Origin of the sequence: Meridianimaribacter flavus (assembly GCF_004366715.1) — a bacterium.
GTDB lineage: Bacteria > Bacteroidota > Bacteroidia > Flavobacteriales > Flavobacteriaceae > Gaetbulibacter_B > Gaetbulibacter_B jejuensis.
Map to the genome: position 1 here is coordinate 362,976 of NZ_SOQZ01000002.1, position 14,682 is coordinate 377,657.

The 14,682-nt window shown below is 31.8% G+C and carries 15 protein-coding genes; 3 read left to right on the forward strand and 12 right to left on the reverse strand.

Annotated elements, in window-relative coordinates:
• Positions 1–14: 14 nt before the first annotated feature.
• Positions 15–1,382, forward strand: coding sequence for a DEAD/DEAH box helicase (locus tag A8975_RS06475; protein ID WP_131507019.1), 1,368 nt, complete (start codon positions 15–17; stop codon positions 1,380–1,382).
• 102 nt (positions 1,383–1,484) lie between these two features.
• Here A8975_RS06475 and A8975_RS06480 read toward each other — a convergent pair whose 3' ends face one another.
• The 12 genes from A8975_RS06480 to A8975_RS06530 form a co-directional block, all read right to left on the reverse strand.
• The gene (locus tag A8975_RS06480; RefSeq protein ID WP_131507021.1) at positions 1,485–2,312 is read right to left on the reverse strand and encodes a mechanosensitive ion channel family protein; all 828 of its coding nucleotides are present in this window, start codon (positions 2,310–2,312) and stop codon (positions 1,485–1,487) included.
• 22 nt (positions 2,313–2,334) lie between these two features.
• Positions 2,335–2,508, reverse strand: coding sequence for a hypothetical protein (locus A8975_RS14545; RefSeq protein ID WP_165353687.1), 174 nt, complete (start codon positions 2,506–2,508; stop codon positions 2,335–2,337).
• Complete coding sequence (locus A8975_RS06485; RefSeq protein ID WP_129760279.1) at positions 2,508–3,080, reverse strand: RNA polymerase sigma factor; 573 nt, start codon at positions 3,078–3,080, stop codon at positions 2,508–2,510. The genes A8975_RS14545 and A8975_RS06485 overlap by 1 nt, the downstream gene beginning before the upstream one ends.
• 265 nt (positions 3,081–3,345) lie before the next feature.
• Positions 3,346–3,909, reverse strand: coding sequence for a hypothetical protein (locus tag A8975_RS06490; protein WP_134199206.1), 564 nt, complete (start codon positions 3,907–3,909; stop codon positions 3,346–3,348).
• Between the two features lie 46 nt (positions 3,910–3,955).
• Entirely contained in the window at positions 3,956–4,975 is a 1,020-nt protein-coding gene (locus A8975_RS06495) for a hypothetical protein (protein WP_134199208.1), read from the reverse strand.
• Positions 4,976–5,003: 28 nt separating this feature from the next.
• Positions 5,004–6,017: a WG repeat-containing protein gene (locus A8975_RS06500; RefSeq protein WP_134199210.1), complete on the reverse strand. Its 1,014-nt coding sequence runs from the start codon at positions 6,015–6,017 to the stop codon at positions 5,004–5,006.
• Between the two features lie 13 nt (positions 6,018–6,030).
• Positions 6,031–7,191 (reverse strand): toxin-antitoxin system YwqK family antitoxin, encoded by a 1,161-nt coding sequence (locus A8975_RS06505; RefSeq protein ID WP_134199213.1) that lies wholly within the window; start codon positions 7,189–7,191, stop codon positions 6,031–6,033.
• Positions 7,192–7,202: 11 nt separating this feature from the next.
• Entirely contained in the window at positions 7,203–7,973 is a 771-nt protein-coding gene (locus tag A8975_RS06510; RefSeq protein WP_134199215.1) for a toxin-antitoxin system YwqK family antitoxin, read from the reverse strand.
• Between the two features lie 33 nt (positions 7,974–8,006).
• Complete coding sequence (locus A8975_RS06515) at positions 8,007–8,675, reverse strand: hypothetical protein (protein WP_134199217.1); 669 nt, start codon at positions 8,673–8,675, stop codon at positions 8,007–8,009.
• Between the two features lie 197 nt (positions 8,676–8,872).
• Positions 8,873–10,273: a dihydrolipoyl dehydrogenase gene (lpdA, locus tag A8975_RS06520; protein WP_134199219.1), complete on the reverse strand. Its 1,401-nt coding sequence runs from the start codon at positions 10,271–10,273 to the stop codon at positions 8,873–8,875.
• 143 nt (positions 10,274–10,416) lie between these two features.
• On the reverse strand, positions 10,417–11,043 hold the full coding sequence (locus A8975_RS06525; RefSeq protein WP_134199222.1) for a CPBP family intramembrane glutamic endopeptidase: 627 nt from the start codon (positions 11,041–11,043) through the stop codon (positions 10,417–10,419).
• Between the two features lie 2 nt (positions 11,044–11,045).
• Positions 11,046–11,504 carry an Lrp/AsnC family transcriptional regulator gene (locus A8975_RS06530; protein WP_134199224.1) on the reverse strand — a complete coding sequence of 153 codons (459 nt, stop codon included), beginning with the start codon at positions 11,502–11,504 and terminating at the stop codon, positions 11,046–11,048.
• Between the two features lie 161 nt (positions 11,505–11,665).
• Here A8975_RS06530 and A8975_RS06535 point away from each other — a divergent pair, with 161 nt between their 5' ends.
• Positions 11,666–12,892 carry an aminotransferase class I/II-fold pyridoxal phosphate-dependent enzyme gene (locus A8975_RS06535; RefSeq protein ID WP_134199226.1) on the forward strand — a complete coding sequence of 409 codons (1,227 nt, stop codon included), beginning with the start codon at positions 11,666–11,668 and terminating at the stop codon, positions 12,890–12,892.
• A 169-nt stretch (positions 12,893–13,061) separates the two neighbouring features.
• The gene (gene nhaC / locus A8975_RS06540; RefSeq protein ID WP_134199228.1) at positions 13,062–14,552 is read left to right on the forward strand and encodes a Na+/H+ antiporter NhaC; all 1,491 of its coding nucleotides are present in this window, start codon (positions 13,062–13,064) and stop codon (positions 14,550–14,552) included.
• Positions 14,553–14,682 lie beyond the last annotated feature (130 nt).

The window sequence follows — 14,682 nt, forward strand, 5'->3', positions numbered from 1 at the left end:
CCTATTTTTGCAACATGGAACACGATGTTACTTTTCAGGACTTAAACCTTAACACACCACTTTACAATGCCATTGACGATTTAGGATTTGTAAAACCAACTCCTATACAATCGGAAGCATTTAATGTTGTAGCATCTGGTAAAGATGTGGTAGGAATTGCACAAACAGGTACTGGTAAAACCTTTGCCTACATGCTTCCTATACTTAGAAACCTAAAATATTCTAGACAAGAAAACCCACGTGTATTGGTTTTGGTACCAACTCGAGAATTGGTTGTACAAGTTGTTGAGGAAATTGAAAAACTTTCTAAATACATCAACAATAGAATTTTGGGTGTTTATGGTGGCACAAACATCAACACTCAAAAGCAAGCAGTTGCTCAAGGAACCGACATTATAGTTGCCACTCCAGGTAGATTGTACGACCTAGCCATGAGTAGAGTGTTACAGCTTAAGTCTATTCAAAAACTGGTTATTGATGAAGTTGATGTTATGTTAGACCTTGGGTTTAGACATCAGCTCATGAACATTTTCGATATTTTACCTGAACGCAGACAAAACATTATGTTTTCAGCAACTATGACCGAAGATGTAGATGAATTAATCACAAACTTTTTCATCAACCCACAACGCGTTACTGTTGCTGTTACAGGAACACCTCTTGAAAACATTATACAACAACGCTATGAGGTAAAGAACTTTTACACAAAGGTCAACCTATTAGAACATGTACTATTTGATAAAGCAACTTTTAATAAAGTGCTGATTTTTGTGTCTAATAAAAAAATGGCTGACCGCTTGTTTGAAAAGCTAGAAGACATCTTTCCTGGTAATTGCTGTGTGATTCACTCCAACAAAACACAAAACTACAGACTACGTAGTATTGAAGCTTTTGAAAGTGGCGAACATCGTATTTTAATAGCTACAGATGTTATGGCTCGTGGTTTGGATATTGACAATGTAAGTCATGTAATAAATTTTGACACACCAAAATATCCTGAAAACTATATGCATAGAATAGGTAGAACTGGTAGAGCTGAAAACTCAGGAACCAGTATTGTATTTTCTACCGAAGACGAGCAGGATTACATTGAAGCTATTGAAAACTACATGAATTTAAAAATAGCATTAATTGAATTTCCTGAGGAAGTAACTATTTCTACGGAATTAATTGAAGAAGAACGACCACAAATAAAGGAACATTACAACCCTTTAAAACGTAACAAAGACGATTATGAACCTGGTGCTGCTTTTCATGAAAAGAAAGAAAAAAACAAGAAAACAAACCAAGGCGGTTCGTACCGAAGAGAAATAGCCAAAAAATATAAGAAGCCTAAAACTAGAGGCGACAAAAACTACAACAAAAAAAAGAAAAGGAAATAAAAAAACCCTCTTCAAATTAATGAAAAGGGTTTAAGAAAGCCACAAGGTATCAAGGTTCTTTAAATATTAACCAAATTTAAATTACTATAACCCTAACTATAGTTAACCTTGTACCTTAATGTGACTTTCGGATATATCTTTAATTGGCACAATAAGTTTTCCTGTATCAGTTTTTAATATTACTGATATGTTTTCAATAGCTAAAACCTCATACGTTTTACCATTGTACTCTATGATTTGTCCTATCTCATAGGTTCTTCTTGCGTAATAGGTTCTTAAAATATCTCCTACTACTACCTTTGCTCCAAAACCAAATGCCAAAGCAAACGCTAGTAAAAAGGCAGCCAATATCATAGTGATATTGCTCGTGATAATATCAGTGTCAACTCCTGCTTGGTTTAAAGCTGTAACTGACACAAACACTAGAATTAACAAAAACACTATTTGACTTATAATTTTTGCACCTGAAAGCTCCATAGATTCAAAAAATGATCTAATCGACTTTTTTACAAAGTTTGCTAATAACAATCCAACTGTAAAAATGACTAAAGCTGTAAATAATTGAGGTAAATAACGAAGTAAGTTGCTTATCTCTTCAGAAACCATTGTTAAGTTTAGTATATCAGAAACTACAATAATTAACATGATATACATTACCCATTTTACAAACTTTGAGGTAATTTTTATAATGTTGAAGTTTAACTTTTTACCTTCAAAAATTTCTATTTCATTAATCTTATCATCAAGCTTATCTGCTTTAGCAAACTTTAATGCTTTTTTGATAATACCAACAACTACTTTTGTAAGTATCCATCCAATAATTAATACTACAATAGCACCAATTATATTGGGTATTACCTTACCTATTTCGGTAGTCATAACAGACAAAGAGTTCATCACGTCTTCGTTCCATTCAGTTATTTTTTCCATGTATTGCTTTTTTAGTTGATTTTTATTTGTTCCTTTCTTTAATAGTTGCTTCAATAATTTTTGCCACGTCTACTGAAAACAGACTAGCTAATTCCATAAGTAATTTAGCAATGGCAATATCATTCATGACTTTTGCCTTCAATTCATCAGGCACCTCTTTTAAAGGCTTGTCTATTTGCTTAAACGGATTTTCCATTACTCAAAGTTGTTTTTATACTCATTAATAAGTTTGTCCTTGGCGCGCTTAATTCTCATCTTCACTGCGCTTTCTCCAATACCTAAAACACTTTCAATTTCCTTTATAGAAAGGTAATCTTGGTATTTTAGTAATAAAATCATTTTCTCCTCAGGAGAAATTAGGTTCAGGGCTTCTTTTAAATTATGAACTTTCATTTGAAGGAAATCTTTATCATCTTCTTCAAAAGAAATGTTCTCAATATCTTGATAATCTACTGCGTTCTTTTCTATTTTTTTTGCTGTGTTTCTAGTAACATAGTTTACACAGTGGTTGTATGTAAATGCATAAAGCCAAGTAGAAAATTTTGATTTTTCTTTAAAACTAGCCAATTTAACAAAGAGCTTTAAAAACACATCTTGAGTCAAATCTTTTGCCTCATCTTCATCCTTTGCGAAACCGTAGCACTTATTATACACCATAGTGGCATACCTGTCATATAGCACTTCAAAAAGCAATGTATCGTTGGTTTTGACAATTTTTCTTACCAAATCCTCATCAGATACTGCATTAATGTTATTAATGGTTTCCAATAGCTAGGGAATAATTTTAAATATGGTTTTATATTTAGACACCTACATCTAATTAAAGTCACATTTTTTTGTGTAACTTTTTTTTAATTTACTAAATCTTCTTGAAAAACAGATTTATTTAAGTTGAAGAATGTGCAATTTAAAGTACGCTATACACACACAATCAAGCGGTAAGAAATATCTTTTAGTTAAAAGAATTGTGAAAAATTAAAACCAGAGACAACAAAAAAATAAAAAAAGCGAAGGAAGAAGTATTAGAATGATTTTAGTCAATCAAGGTTTTCTCTATTGACCACAAATTGTTTTCAAAGCTCAAAAAAAACATACCTTTTTTTTCACAAATTCCTGAGCAATGAAAATACAGACTTATATAAGCTTTAGTTTTTTCATAGTTGTAAATTGGTTTGGTAATACTTAACAAACCATCTGAACAACTTAACTCCTCATAAATTGTTCTTCTGTCTTTGGTATCTTTTATAGCTTCTAAACTATCTATTTGCTTTTGAGTGATGATATTTAGTTTAGGCAGTAAAGTATCTGGAATGCTAAAAAATTCTGCATTTTTTACTTTAGTCTCAAAATCATCATTAAGGTTTAATGTTGTCTTTACTAATTCTAGATTTTCTTTTTTATTAAATACAATAGGTAGTCCTTTTTGAAATATACAATTAGTATAAAAATCATTTGATGGATTATCAGTAAACTTTTTAATAATTGCTTTTGTTATTAAAAGTTCGTTTTCTGTTTTATTCTTAGCGTCATTACATCCTAAAAACAATACTATTGAAATTATAGAAAGCACATAAGTTATTAGGTTGTATTTTATCATAATCACTAATTATCGTATTTATAATTACTTACCCTATATTTATTTTTTAGAAACCAGGGTCGAATTGTTGGTCTATAGCTTTTAAAACTGCATCTTTCGTTTGCTTTTCAATGGTATCAAGCATTTTAAAAAGCGTTTTTATTGTTTTTCCTTTATATAAAAAATGTCCCTCTTCAAGTTGTTCAAAAACATCTTTAATACTATGTGAGCCACTTAATGAGAACGCATCACTATTACCATATAAACTAACAGTAAACCATTCTTTTAAATAATGTTCGGTTTTCCAAAGCTTGGTGCTTTTCCAATGGAAACTCCAATAGCCATTGGGCTCATAAGTTTTAAGCGTGAATTCTTTTTCTGGTTTTAGCTGCTGTAAGTCTGCAAGAACAGCTTCCATCTTATTTGTGATGGCTGAAATGAGTTTAGTCTTATCCACGTCTGATGATGTTTCAGATTTCAGATTTCTAAACTGTTTACTGTTTAGCAATTGCTTTGCTTTGTTTTTTACACCTTTAGTAGCGCCATCTTGCGATAATTTTTCTACATCAGCATAGGAAACAGCTTTGTGGTCTAATAGTAACTCCTGAAGTTTTTTATGGTTAGATGTCATTATTTTTTTGACGAGTTCTTCTGTCAAATCGTTAGCTAACAACTCTTGCCTTATAGCTTCATTAGGCTCATCTACAACACCAGGTTGTAGCAAAATACGTGTATCTGTATAAGGTTTTAAATAAAAGAGTAAATGATTTAGCTTATCAACTAGTTCTAATCGGTTTTTGGTAGAAAACTCTAATTCTGGTGCTTCCCAAACTCCTTCATAGTCTAATGCATTGGTTTTAGTATTGAATTTTGGCAGTAAACAAATAACCTGCAATTGGTACGCACCATTAATGTCGCCTTCTGGTTGCCATGATACATCAATCGCTTTTAATCGTGTGTGTGAACTGATAAGCAATAGAGAACTGCCTGTAAACTCATGTATGGTGTCTTCTGTTGGATCTGTATCGGTTAACAAATTCCAATCAACTGTCCAGCCTGCTGGTATTTTTAAGGGTTGAAGGTTCATTTTCAAAAATTACTAATGTAAGATTTATTTAGTCTTCAATCCAAATGGCTTGTTTATAATAAGGATAGGGTAAATCGTCGAGTGTTTCGTATTTAAATTCTGATTCTTCTTTGCCTGTTAACCAGTTTACCCAACCCCATTTTCCATCTTTTTTCATTGCTAGTTTTAGTACACCATCAGCATCAAAATTTTTATACTCTTCGTAAATACAAGGTACTGAAAGTTTTGTGTTTTCATTATAACTCCAATACGACAAATGCATACCCACTTTACCTTTGTTGTAAACTGCTGTGTATTTTGAGTTGTATCCAAAAAAACGAATACTGTCGTATTTTGCAGGTATAAGTGTTGTTAAATCATTTTCGACTAATGATTGATACATTCCCCATTTTTTAGTGGCTTTATTCCTTGCTTTAAACACACCATCGCCATTACTTTCATCAAAAATGAGTATATCCGCTTTTAGTTTTTTCTTGGAAGCTACAAACATATCTTTAGCCCAACCTTCTATCCAAACCAAAGGTACATCTTCAGGGTTATCGAAAGTGGGATCTACTAAAACTATATCTTCAAACCAATCTACTAATCCCCATTTTTCATTTTGCTTTACAAGCGCATAATACCTACCATCTACTTCCTTCATTTTTATAGCATCATAAATGCAGTTAGCTCTCTCAGCTGCATCATGTATTTCATAAGGATTTAAAAGAATACCGTATTTTTTTTTGATTTTTACAATGGTAAAAGGCTCCATGTTTTTAAACCAGCCAATAGAATCGAATTTTGGAGCTACTACCTCATCAAAATCGATGATTGCTTCATCTAAATCATAATAGGCATCAATATTGTAAACTCCCCATTTTTTGGTAGACTTCATCTTTACTTTAGCCAAATTATTTTCGTCAGTAATCCACTCAATTTCTTTTCCTTTAATATGTTTTAGGATTTGTTTGTCTGATATATCTTGGGCTATAACAAAGCTAGAAAATAAAAAAAGTGAGATAATAAAAGCTGTTTTTTTCACACCAATAGGTTGTTTCATCTGTTTATGTTTATTATTCACGTTTCATAATTGGGTTTTCGACTAAGTACTTAAAATTCTTTAATGTTTCTTCTCTAATGTCATCGTCATAAATAGTAATTGAAAAGTTAAATTCATTTTTAACATAATCAGACCAATATTCGCCTTGTGGTTTTGCTCTTCTTAAAAACCCATAATCTTCATAAAAAACAAATTCAATTTTATCACCATTTTGATACACTTCATAAACATCATCAAATATTATTTGCACATCATATAATACATCATAATAATAACGTCCATTATAATATACTTTATCTGCTTCATACCTTATTGAAGCAAATAATTTTCTGGTGCTTTCATCTGTTTTAATTTTAAAACTATGTGTGGTAGAGTTATTGCTTCCAAAATAACCAGAATTATTTTTTATTTCATCTATACTTACTAACTGTAAACTTCTAACTGATGTTAACTCTTTAAAAGCTTTATCAATATCCTCATTAGATGAAGAATAGGAGTCTGACCAATAAAACATATCGTCATAATCATTAGTATTAGACTCTTCTTTTCGATCGTATTCTTTTTGAGAAACTATTTCTCCATTTTTAAAGACTACTTCTGATGCCAATGATGCATTATCATAATAATACTTCCACAATCCATCTTGTTTGCCTTCAATTAGGTTTCCCTTAGATTCTAAATTACCGTTTTCATAATAGGTTTTACCTTCACCGTGATGTTTATTGTCTTTATAATATAAATGATATTTTAATTTCCCGCTTTCATAAAATTCTTTAAACTCGCCATTTAATAAATCGTTTTCAAAATTATTTATACTTTTTATCTTTCCATTTTCAAAGTATACATACTTAGTATTTACGGCACCTAAAGTAAATTTTTTTAATTCAGTTAATACTCCCTCTTCATTATAAAAATATACATCTCCATCAAAATTATCTTTTACAAAGTTACCTTTGACTTGGATGTTTCCATTTTCATAATAAACTATAGCCATGCCATTAAAATTTCCATCTTTATCTTTAAATGCTTTTAGTTTTACATTACCATTTTCATAATACTCATAGTATTCTTCTGGTTTGTTTCTCTCTTCTGCCATTTTGACTAACTCTGTCCATTGTGCAGAAACTATACTCGTAAAGAGTAATGTTGTAATTAGTAGTAGGTTTTTTTTCATGGTAATAACATTTAGTTTTTTTGTTGTTTAGAAAAATACTCGAAAGCATTACCTTCACTTTTTTTACTGAAGTTTACTTCTTCCTTTACCTTTCCTTTGCTGTCATATACTTTCCACACTCCAACTCTATTATCATTTTCATAAGTTCCTGACATGGTTACATGACCTTCACTATTATATTCTTTCCATACACCTATTTTCTTATCATTTTCAAATGCTCCTGACATAAATAAATAACCATCTTCTCTACTGTAATATTTCCACTCTCCTGTTTTACTGCCATCTTTTTCTATAAACCCTTTGGCAGATATTTTTCCGTTTTCATAGTATTCTTCAAACTCTATTTTTAAATCAGTTTCTGAAAATTCGTACCAAGATTTACTTACTATTTGACGGAATTTCACATCAAGAATTATTGTAGTTGGATGGAAAAACAATACACATCTGCCTTTATAAATAAAACCATGATACTCGAAGTCTGCACGCTGAAAAAAATTATCAAACGTATAATTACCGTCTTCTAGTTTCAACTCTTTAAAACCTTCAGGAATTCCTGGTTTATCTTGATATGAAAAACTATCAAATTCTTCTAAGGTGACTTCTGTACCATCTTTTTTCTGTATAAGCAAAACCATTTTTGGTCCACCACCTGTAGCTTCAAAAACCGTAAACATAACATCTGCTCCAAGTTCTGTTGGTGTATTATTATTTTGACTGAAAACTGAAAATGTACTTATTAATACAAAAATGACTAGTAAGTAATGTGTATAGGTTTTTTTCATAATAGTTATTTTGATTTTAAAAAAGGAAGACTTCTAGTCATAGTAATAATATTCAAAATCATAAATAGACGTTCCCTTTATGCTTTTAGAAAGTTTAAATTGCTTGTCTTTGCGATCAAAGGAGATTATTTCAATAATTAGCTTGTCGCCTTTAAGGTATTTATTTTCACTGTCATTACTTTCTATAAATTCTAGCTCAAATTGTGTGTCATTAAGTTGTTTGTACTTATATAATGTATAATCATCTGTTTTATCTTTATGTATTTTCCATATGCCATCAGCTATTTCAAAATAGGTTTTACCTACAAAAGCCATCTCGTAATAAAATTGCTTTTGCTTTAAAAACTTTTCCACACTTGATTTAGACACCTCTGATTTTATGCGCTCATATGAAGTATCTGGACCTATAATGGGTTCAGGGTCAGAGATAGTTAGGTCATGATACGCTTTACAATTAAAAAACAGTCTAGTCTCTAAAATTTGATACAACTCATAATGTTGAAAATTAGTTGACTGTAGGAGATATGGTCTGGTTTCGGTTTTCCAAAATTCTTCAAGGATCTCTTTCCTTGTTTTATTTGATTTATCGGCATCAAAAAACTCACACATTTTTATAGAGGCTTGGTTTATTTCTTCTAGTGTTTGCGCTGTAATAGTATTAATAGAAATAAATAATGTAATCATTAATAGACTGTTTTTCATGATTTCAGATTTTAGGGTTAAGAAATAACTTACATTTTAACAAATCTAAAGATTATATGAATATGTTTATATACTCATTTTGAGTATTTTCTTACGCTTTCCTTTGTCTTTCATTCTATCTAAAACAAAAAAAAGCGAACCTTATGGCTCGCTTTTTTTAGGTTCTGAATTTAATTCAGAATAACAATATTATAAATCTACACATGTAAAGCTCTATCTCCAGTTGCAGCTAAAGCTGCTTCTTTAATAGCTTCAGTAAATGTTGGATGTGCATGAGACATACGAGATACATCTTCAGCACTTGCTCTATACTCCATAGCTACAACTGCTTCTGCAATCATATCAGCAGCACGAGCGCCAACCATATGTACTCCTAAAATTTCATCGGTAGTTTTATCAGCTAAAACTTTTACAAATCCATCAAGATCCATACTTGCTCTACTACGTCCTAAAGCACGCATTGGAAATTGTCCTACCTTATACTCTATTCCAGCTTCTTTAAGTTGCTCTTCGGTTTTACCAACAGCTGCAACTTCTGGCCAAGTGTAAACTACACCAGGAATTAAGTTATAATCTATATGTGGTTTTTGTCCTGCTAAGGTTTCAGCAACAAACACACCTTCTTCTTCAGCTTTATGCGCTAACATTGCACCTTTAATAACATCTCCTATTGCATAAATGTTTGAAGCGCTTGTTTGTAAATGGTCATTTACTTCAACTTGACCTCTGTCGTTTATTTTTACTCCAGCAGCTTCAGCATTTAAACCATCTGTATAAGGACGACGACCTACTGATACTAAACAGTAATCGCCTTTAAATTCTACTTCTTCGCCTTTTTTATTATCAGCTTTAACGATAACTTCATCTCCAACGCGTTCTACCGACTTTACTTTATGAGAGGCATTAATGTTGAATTTTTGTTTTTTCAATACTTTATTCAACTCCTTAGAAACACCAGCATCCATTGTTGGTAAAATTCTATCTGCATACTCCACAACAGAAACCTCAGCTCCTAAACGCTTGTATACTTGACCTAGTTCAAGACCAATAACTCCACCACCAATTACAATTAAATGTTTAGGAACTTCTTTAAGTTTTAACGCTTCAGTAGAAGTGATTACACGTTCTTTATCAATAGTTATAAATGGTAAGCTAGATGGTTTAGAACCTGTTGCTATAATGGTGTTTTTAGCTTCAATTTCTTCTTCTTTTTCTCCTTTGATAAGGATATGAGTAGCATCTTTAAAGCTTCCTAAACCTTCATATACATCAATCTTATTCTTCTTCATTAAGAAATCAATTCCACCTGTAGTTTGGTCTACTACAGATTGCTTACGAGCAATCATTTTTTCTAAGTTTACCTTAACCTCACCAGAAATATCAATTCCATGCTCTTCAAAATGCTTAATAGCATCTTCGTAATGGTGAGACGAGTCTAAAAGTGCTTTACTTGGTATACAACCAACGTTAAGGCAAGTTCCTCCTAAAGTTGAATATTTTTCAATGATTGCAGTTTTCATTCCTAGTTGAGCGCAACGGATAGCTGCAACATATCCACCAGGACCAGAGCCTATAACGGCTACATCGTATGAATTCATAAGATTGTTTTTTGTCAGATTTTATTTAAAACTATTACAAAAATACAACATTGTATTTTTATTTACGAATGTGAGTTCACTAATTTTAAAGCTATAATTTACTTGAGTATTACGATTTGTAAATCTCTAAAACTCATTTCGCTTTAAGAAGGAAAACCTAGCATAGTTCCCATGCCTACTGTAAACAACCAAGACCCATAAATAGCATGTTCAATGGATACCAAAAGTGTTGATTTTGTTTTGGTATAGGTTAGCGCAAACAAGAGTCCGCCAAGAAAGGTTAAAACAAGCACCAAAGTACTTTTAAACATGATGTGTGCTAATGAAAACACTACTGCATTTAAAACTATTGCAAAAGAGGTGCTTTGAAACAATATAGCGTATCTTTCAAAAAAAAGCGTTCTATAAATAAGTTCTTGAGGATATACCGAAAACACACTATAAACAAACAAAATGACCACCCACAGCAAGGGCTTGTTTAACAACACTTCAAATAAACGAGCTTTATCTGTAAACCAAACAAAAAGCGTGGTTAATACAGCTATAATGGCTAGTTTTATGACAGTTTCTCTCCAAAACTGTTTCCAGTTTAAGCCTTGGGCTATTTTAAATTTTTTCCGCTCAACTTTAAGTAATAGATATATGACATACAAAAATCCTACAAACCCAACACTCAACTTAATAAATGGTGAATAATCCAACGCAAAACTTATTGGTATTAAAATGAAAATAATGAAAAACTCTATGAGCTTATAAGTGTTGGATTTCATCACTAAATGCGTATAGCTGTTGTGTGTTTTACTTCGTTAATTACAAACATGCTGTGTGTACTACCAATATGGTTTATAGAAGTTAATTTATTAACCATAAACTCTCTAAACGCTTCCATATCGCTCACTATCACTTTTAAAAGGTAATCATAATCGCCACTAATATGAAAACACTCTACGACTTCCTCTAAATTAGCAACATCTTTTTCAAATTTAACCACATATTCTTGAGTGTGCTGAATAAGTTTTATATGGCAGAAAGCAATAAACGATTTATCAATCTTTTCTTTCTTAATTAGCGCTACATATTTATTGATAACGCCTTCACGCTCTAACTTTTTGATACGCTCATAAACAGCAGTTACCGATAAATTCAGTTTTAACGACAACTCTTTATTGGTTTGCTTACTATCCTGCTGAAGCAAATGCAAAAGCTTTTTATCTATATCATCAAAAATCATATTGAAAAATTTTCTTCAAACTAACATGTTAGCAGATTCTTTTCGTAAAATATTTTTATAAAAGTAGCAAATAACAGATTAATAATCTAAAATTATACATATATATTGATAATACATCTATTTATTCGGATTTTTGATGTATTAACTAAATACACTTTACTATGTCATTTAAACCCGCAAATAATATACAAGACTTACAATATTTTGGTGAGTTTGGAGGCGTTAACCCTTCTATTTCAGATTCATCTACTTACACCTTTTTATCAGCAAAAACTATGTTTGATACGTTTGAAGGTAATGCAGATGGTTGCTACCTGTATTCGCGTCACTCATCGCCTTCTAACCTTTATTTAGGAGAAGCTCTTGCTGCTATGGAAGGTACTGAAACTGCTAATGTAACTGCATCAGGTATGGGAGCCATTACACCTGTAATTTTACAGCTTTGTGGTGCTGGAGATCATGTGGTATCTAGTAGAACTATTTATGGTGGTACTTATGCGTTTCTTAAAAACTTCACACCAAAACTTAATATTAGTACCTCATTTGTTGATATTACTAAACTAGATGTTGTTGAAGCTGCAATTACCGAAAATACTAAAGTTTTATACTGCGAATCGGTTAGTAATCCTTTATTAGAAGTTGCCGACATAAAAGGACTTGCTGCTATAGCAAAAAAACATAATTTAAAACTTGTAGTAGACAATACGTTTTCGCCATTATCAATATCACCTGTTAAATTAGGTGCAGACATTGTAATACACAGTTTAACAAAATTTATTAATGGCTCTAGCGATACTGTTGGTGGTGTTGTGTGTGGAACTCAAGAATTTATTGACGCCTTAAGAAACGTTAATGATGGTGCTTGTATGCTATTAGGAAGCACAATGGATAGTTTACGCTCTGCTTCTGTTTTAAAAAACTTAAGAACACTACACATAAGAATGCAACAACATAGCCATAACGCTACATATTTAGCTCAAAAATTTCAAGCAGATGGTTTAAAAACGGTATATCCAGGATTAGAATCGCATCCTTCACATGAGTTATTTAAAAGCATGATGAACGAAAAATATGGTTTTGGAGGTATGCTTACCATAGATGTTGGTTCACTTGATAAGGCCAATGCACTTATGGAACTAATGCAAGAAAAAAACCTTGGGTATCTTGCTGTAAGTTTAGGGTTTTATAAAACATTATTCTCTGCTCCAGGTTCTTCAACATCATCTGAAATACCAGAAGATGAGCAAAAAGAAATGGGATTAAGCGATGGTCTTATTCGTTTTTCTATTGGATTAGACGCTGATATTGAACGTACATACAATATGATGCGTGAATGCATGGAATCTTTAAACATCTTAGATAAAAAAAGTGTAGCTAGCTTAGTTTAATTTTTTTGCCATAATTAATACACTAAAGACGCTTTCATAAACCGAAAGCGTCTTTTTTATTTTACAAAATCATTATAATTCAAGTATTTAAAAACAGTTAAACATCTGCATTTGCTTTATAGACAACATTATCGTAACATTACATCTATAAAACTTCTAACTAACACCTATGGAAAGCCAAGATATAAAGCCTAGACAACCACAAGATGAACATATTGTTGAAAACAAACAATTAAATATATGGGAAGCTTTAATACCTGTTATTGCTTTGGTTGGTATGCTAGCTTTTAATGTATTTGTTTATGGTGATAATGCGCTTAGTGGTAGCAATCAGTTTATCTTACTTTTAGGCGCTGCTGTTGCCGCTGTTGTTGGCTTTTATAATAAAGTAACGTTTAGCCAAATGATTGATGAAGTGGCTGAAAACGTAAAATCAACCACAGGAGCTATTTTAATTTTACTCATGGTTGGTGCTTTAGCAGGGACATGGCTTATTAGTGGTATTATTCCTGCGATGATATATTATGGTTTACAAATACTAAACCCTACCATATTTTTAGCTGCTTGTGTAATTATATGTGCAATCATATCAGTGGCTACAGGAAGTTCTTGGACAACTTCAGCAACCGTTGGTATTGCTTTAGTTGGTATTGGCGAAGCGCTTGGTGTTTCTTTAGGAATGACAGCAGGTGCTGTTTTATCTGGTGCTTATTTTGGAGATAAAATGTCTCCTTTAAGTGATACTACAAACCTTGCTCCTGCCATGGCAGGAAGTGAATTATTTACACATATAAAGTATATGGCTTTAACCACAGTACCTACAATTGTAATCACATTAATAGTATTTATCATTTTAGGATTTACGCAAGATGCAACTGGTAATGCTGATACTTCTTTACTTCTTAATGATATTGATAGTACTTTTAATATTAATGGTTGGCTGTTTTTAGTTCCAATAATTGTTATTGTACTCATCATAAAAAAAACACCTCCACTTGTTGCGCTTTTAATAGGAACCTTATTAGGAGGAATTTTTGCATTGCTATTTCAACCACACATAGTCACACAAATTGCAGGAACTGACTCTTTAACATTAACTTCTGCTTACAAAGGTGTTATGGATGCCATTACAGTAAAAACTACAATAGCTACTGACAATGAAACACTACAAGATTTATTTTCTGCTTCAGGAAAAGGAATGTATGGTATGTTAGGAACCATTTGGTTAATTCTTTGTGCAATGGTTTTTGGTGGTGTAATGGATGCCATTGGAGCATTAACAAGAATTAGTCAAGCGCTACTAAGTTTAGCAACAACCACATTTGGTCTTTTTGCTAGTACAGTGGCTAGTTGTTTAGCTTTAAATATTACAGCATCAGACCAATACTTAGCATTAGTTGTACCTGGAAAAATGTTTAAAAAAGCTTATGAAGATAAAGGGTTAGCTCCAGAAAACTTAAGTAGAGCTCTTGAAGATTCTGGTACTGTAACTTCTGTTTTAGTACCATGGAATACTTGTGGAGCCTACCAAAGTGGTGTGCTTGGAGTACCTGTTGTAGATTATTTCTTTTTCGCCATATTTAACTGGTTAAGCCCTTTTATGACCTTAACTTTTGCTGCGTTTTCGATTAAAATCAAACAATTATCTGCTAAGAAATAATTATTAATTCAATCATTTTAAACTCATTTTACCAAGTTGATATTTTAGAGTATCAATAATTGCTGATTTAACAAAAATCAACACCTAATTTTGATGCCATATTCTAATACTATTTGTATATAATTTTATA

Bases quoted from the DNA above. Each gene is read 5' to 3' on its own strand.
- A8975_RS06475 (WP_131507019.1), top strand. From the start codon at position 15: ATGGAACACGATGTTACTTTTCAGGACTTAAACCTTAACACACCACTT.
- A8975_RS06480 (WP_131507021.1), bottom strand. From the start codon at position 2,312: ATGGAAAAAATAACTGAATGGAACGAAGACGTGATGAACTCTTTGTCT.
- A8975_RS14545 (WP_165353687.1), bottom strand. From the start codon at position 2,508: ATGGAAAATCCGTTTAAGCAAATAGACAAGCCTTTAAAAGAGGTGCCT.
- A8975_RS06490 (WP_134199206.1), bottom strand. From the start codon at position 3,909: ATGATAAAATACAACCTAATAACTTATGTGCTTTCTATAATTTCAATA.
- A8975_RS06495 (WP_134199208.1), bottom strand. From the start codon at position 4,975: ATGAACCTTCAACCCTTAAAAATACCAGCAGGCTGGACAGTTGATTGG.
- A8975_RS06500 (WP_134199210.1), bottom strand. From the start codon at position 6,017: ATGAAACAACCTATTGGTGTGAAAAAAACAGCTTTTATTATCTCACTT.
- A8975_RS06505 (WP_134199213.1), bottom strand. From the start codon at position 7,191: ATGAAAAAAAACCTACTACTAATTACAACATTACTCTTTACGAGTATA.
- A8975_RS06510 (WP_134199215.1), bottom strand. From the start codon at position 7,973: ATGAAAAAAACCTATACACATTACTTACTAGTCATTTTTGTATTAATA.
- A8975_RS06515 (WP_134199217.1), bottom strand. From the start codon at position 8,675: ATGAAAAACAGTCTATTAATGATTACATTATTTATTTCTATTAATACT.
- lpdA (WP_134199219.1), bottom strand. From the start codon at position 10,273: ATGAATTCATACGATGTAGCCGTTATAGGCTCTGGTCCTGGTGGATAT.
- A8975_RS06525 (WP_134199222.1), bottom strand. From the start codon at position 11,043: ATGAAATCCAACACTTATAAGCTCATAGAGTTTTTCATTATTTTCATT.
- A8975_RS06530 (WP_134199224.1), bottom strand. From the start codon at position 11,504: ATGATTTTTGATGATATAGATAAAAAGCTTTTGCATTTGCTTCAGCAG.
- A8975_RS06535 (WP_134199226.1), top strand. From the start codon at position 11,666: ATGTCATTTAAACCCGCAAATAATATACAAGACTTACAATATTTTGGT.
- nhaC (WP_134199228.1), top strand. From the start codon at position 13,062: ATGGAAAGCCAAGATATAAAGCCTAGACAACCACAAGATGAACATATT.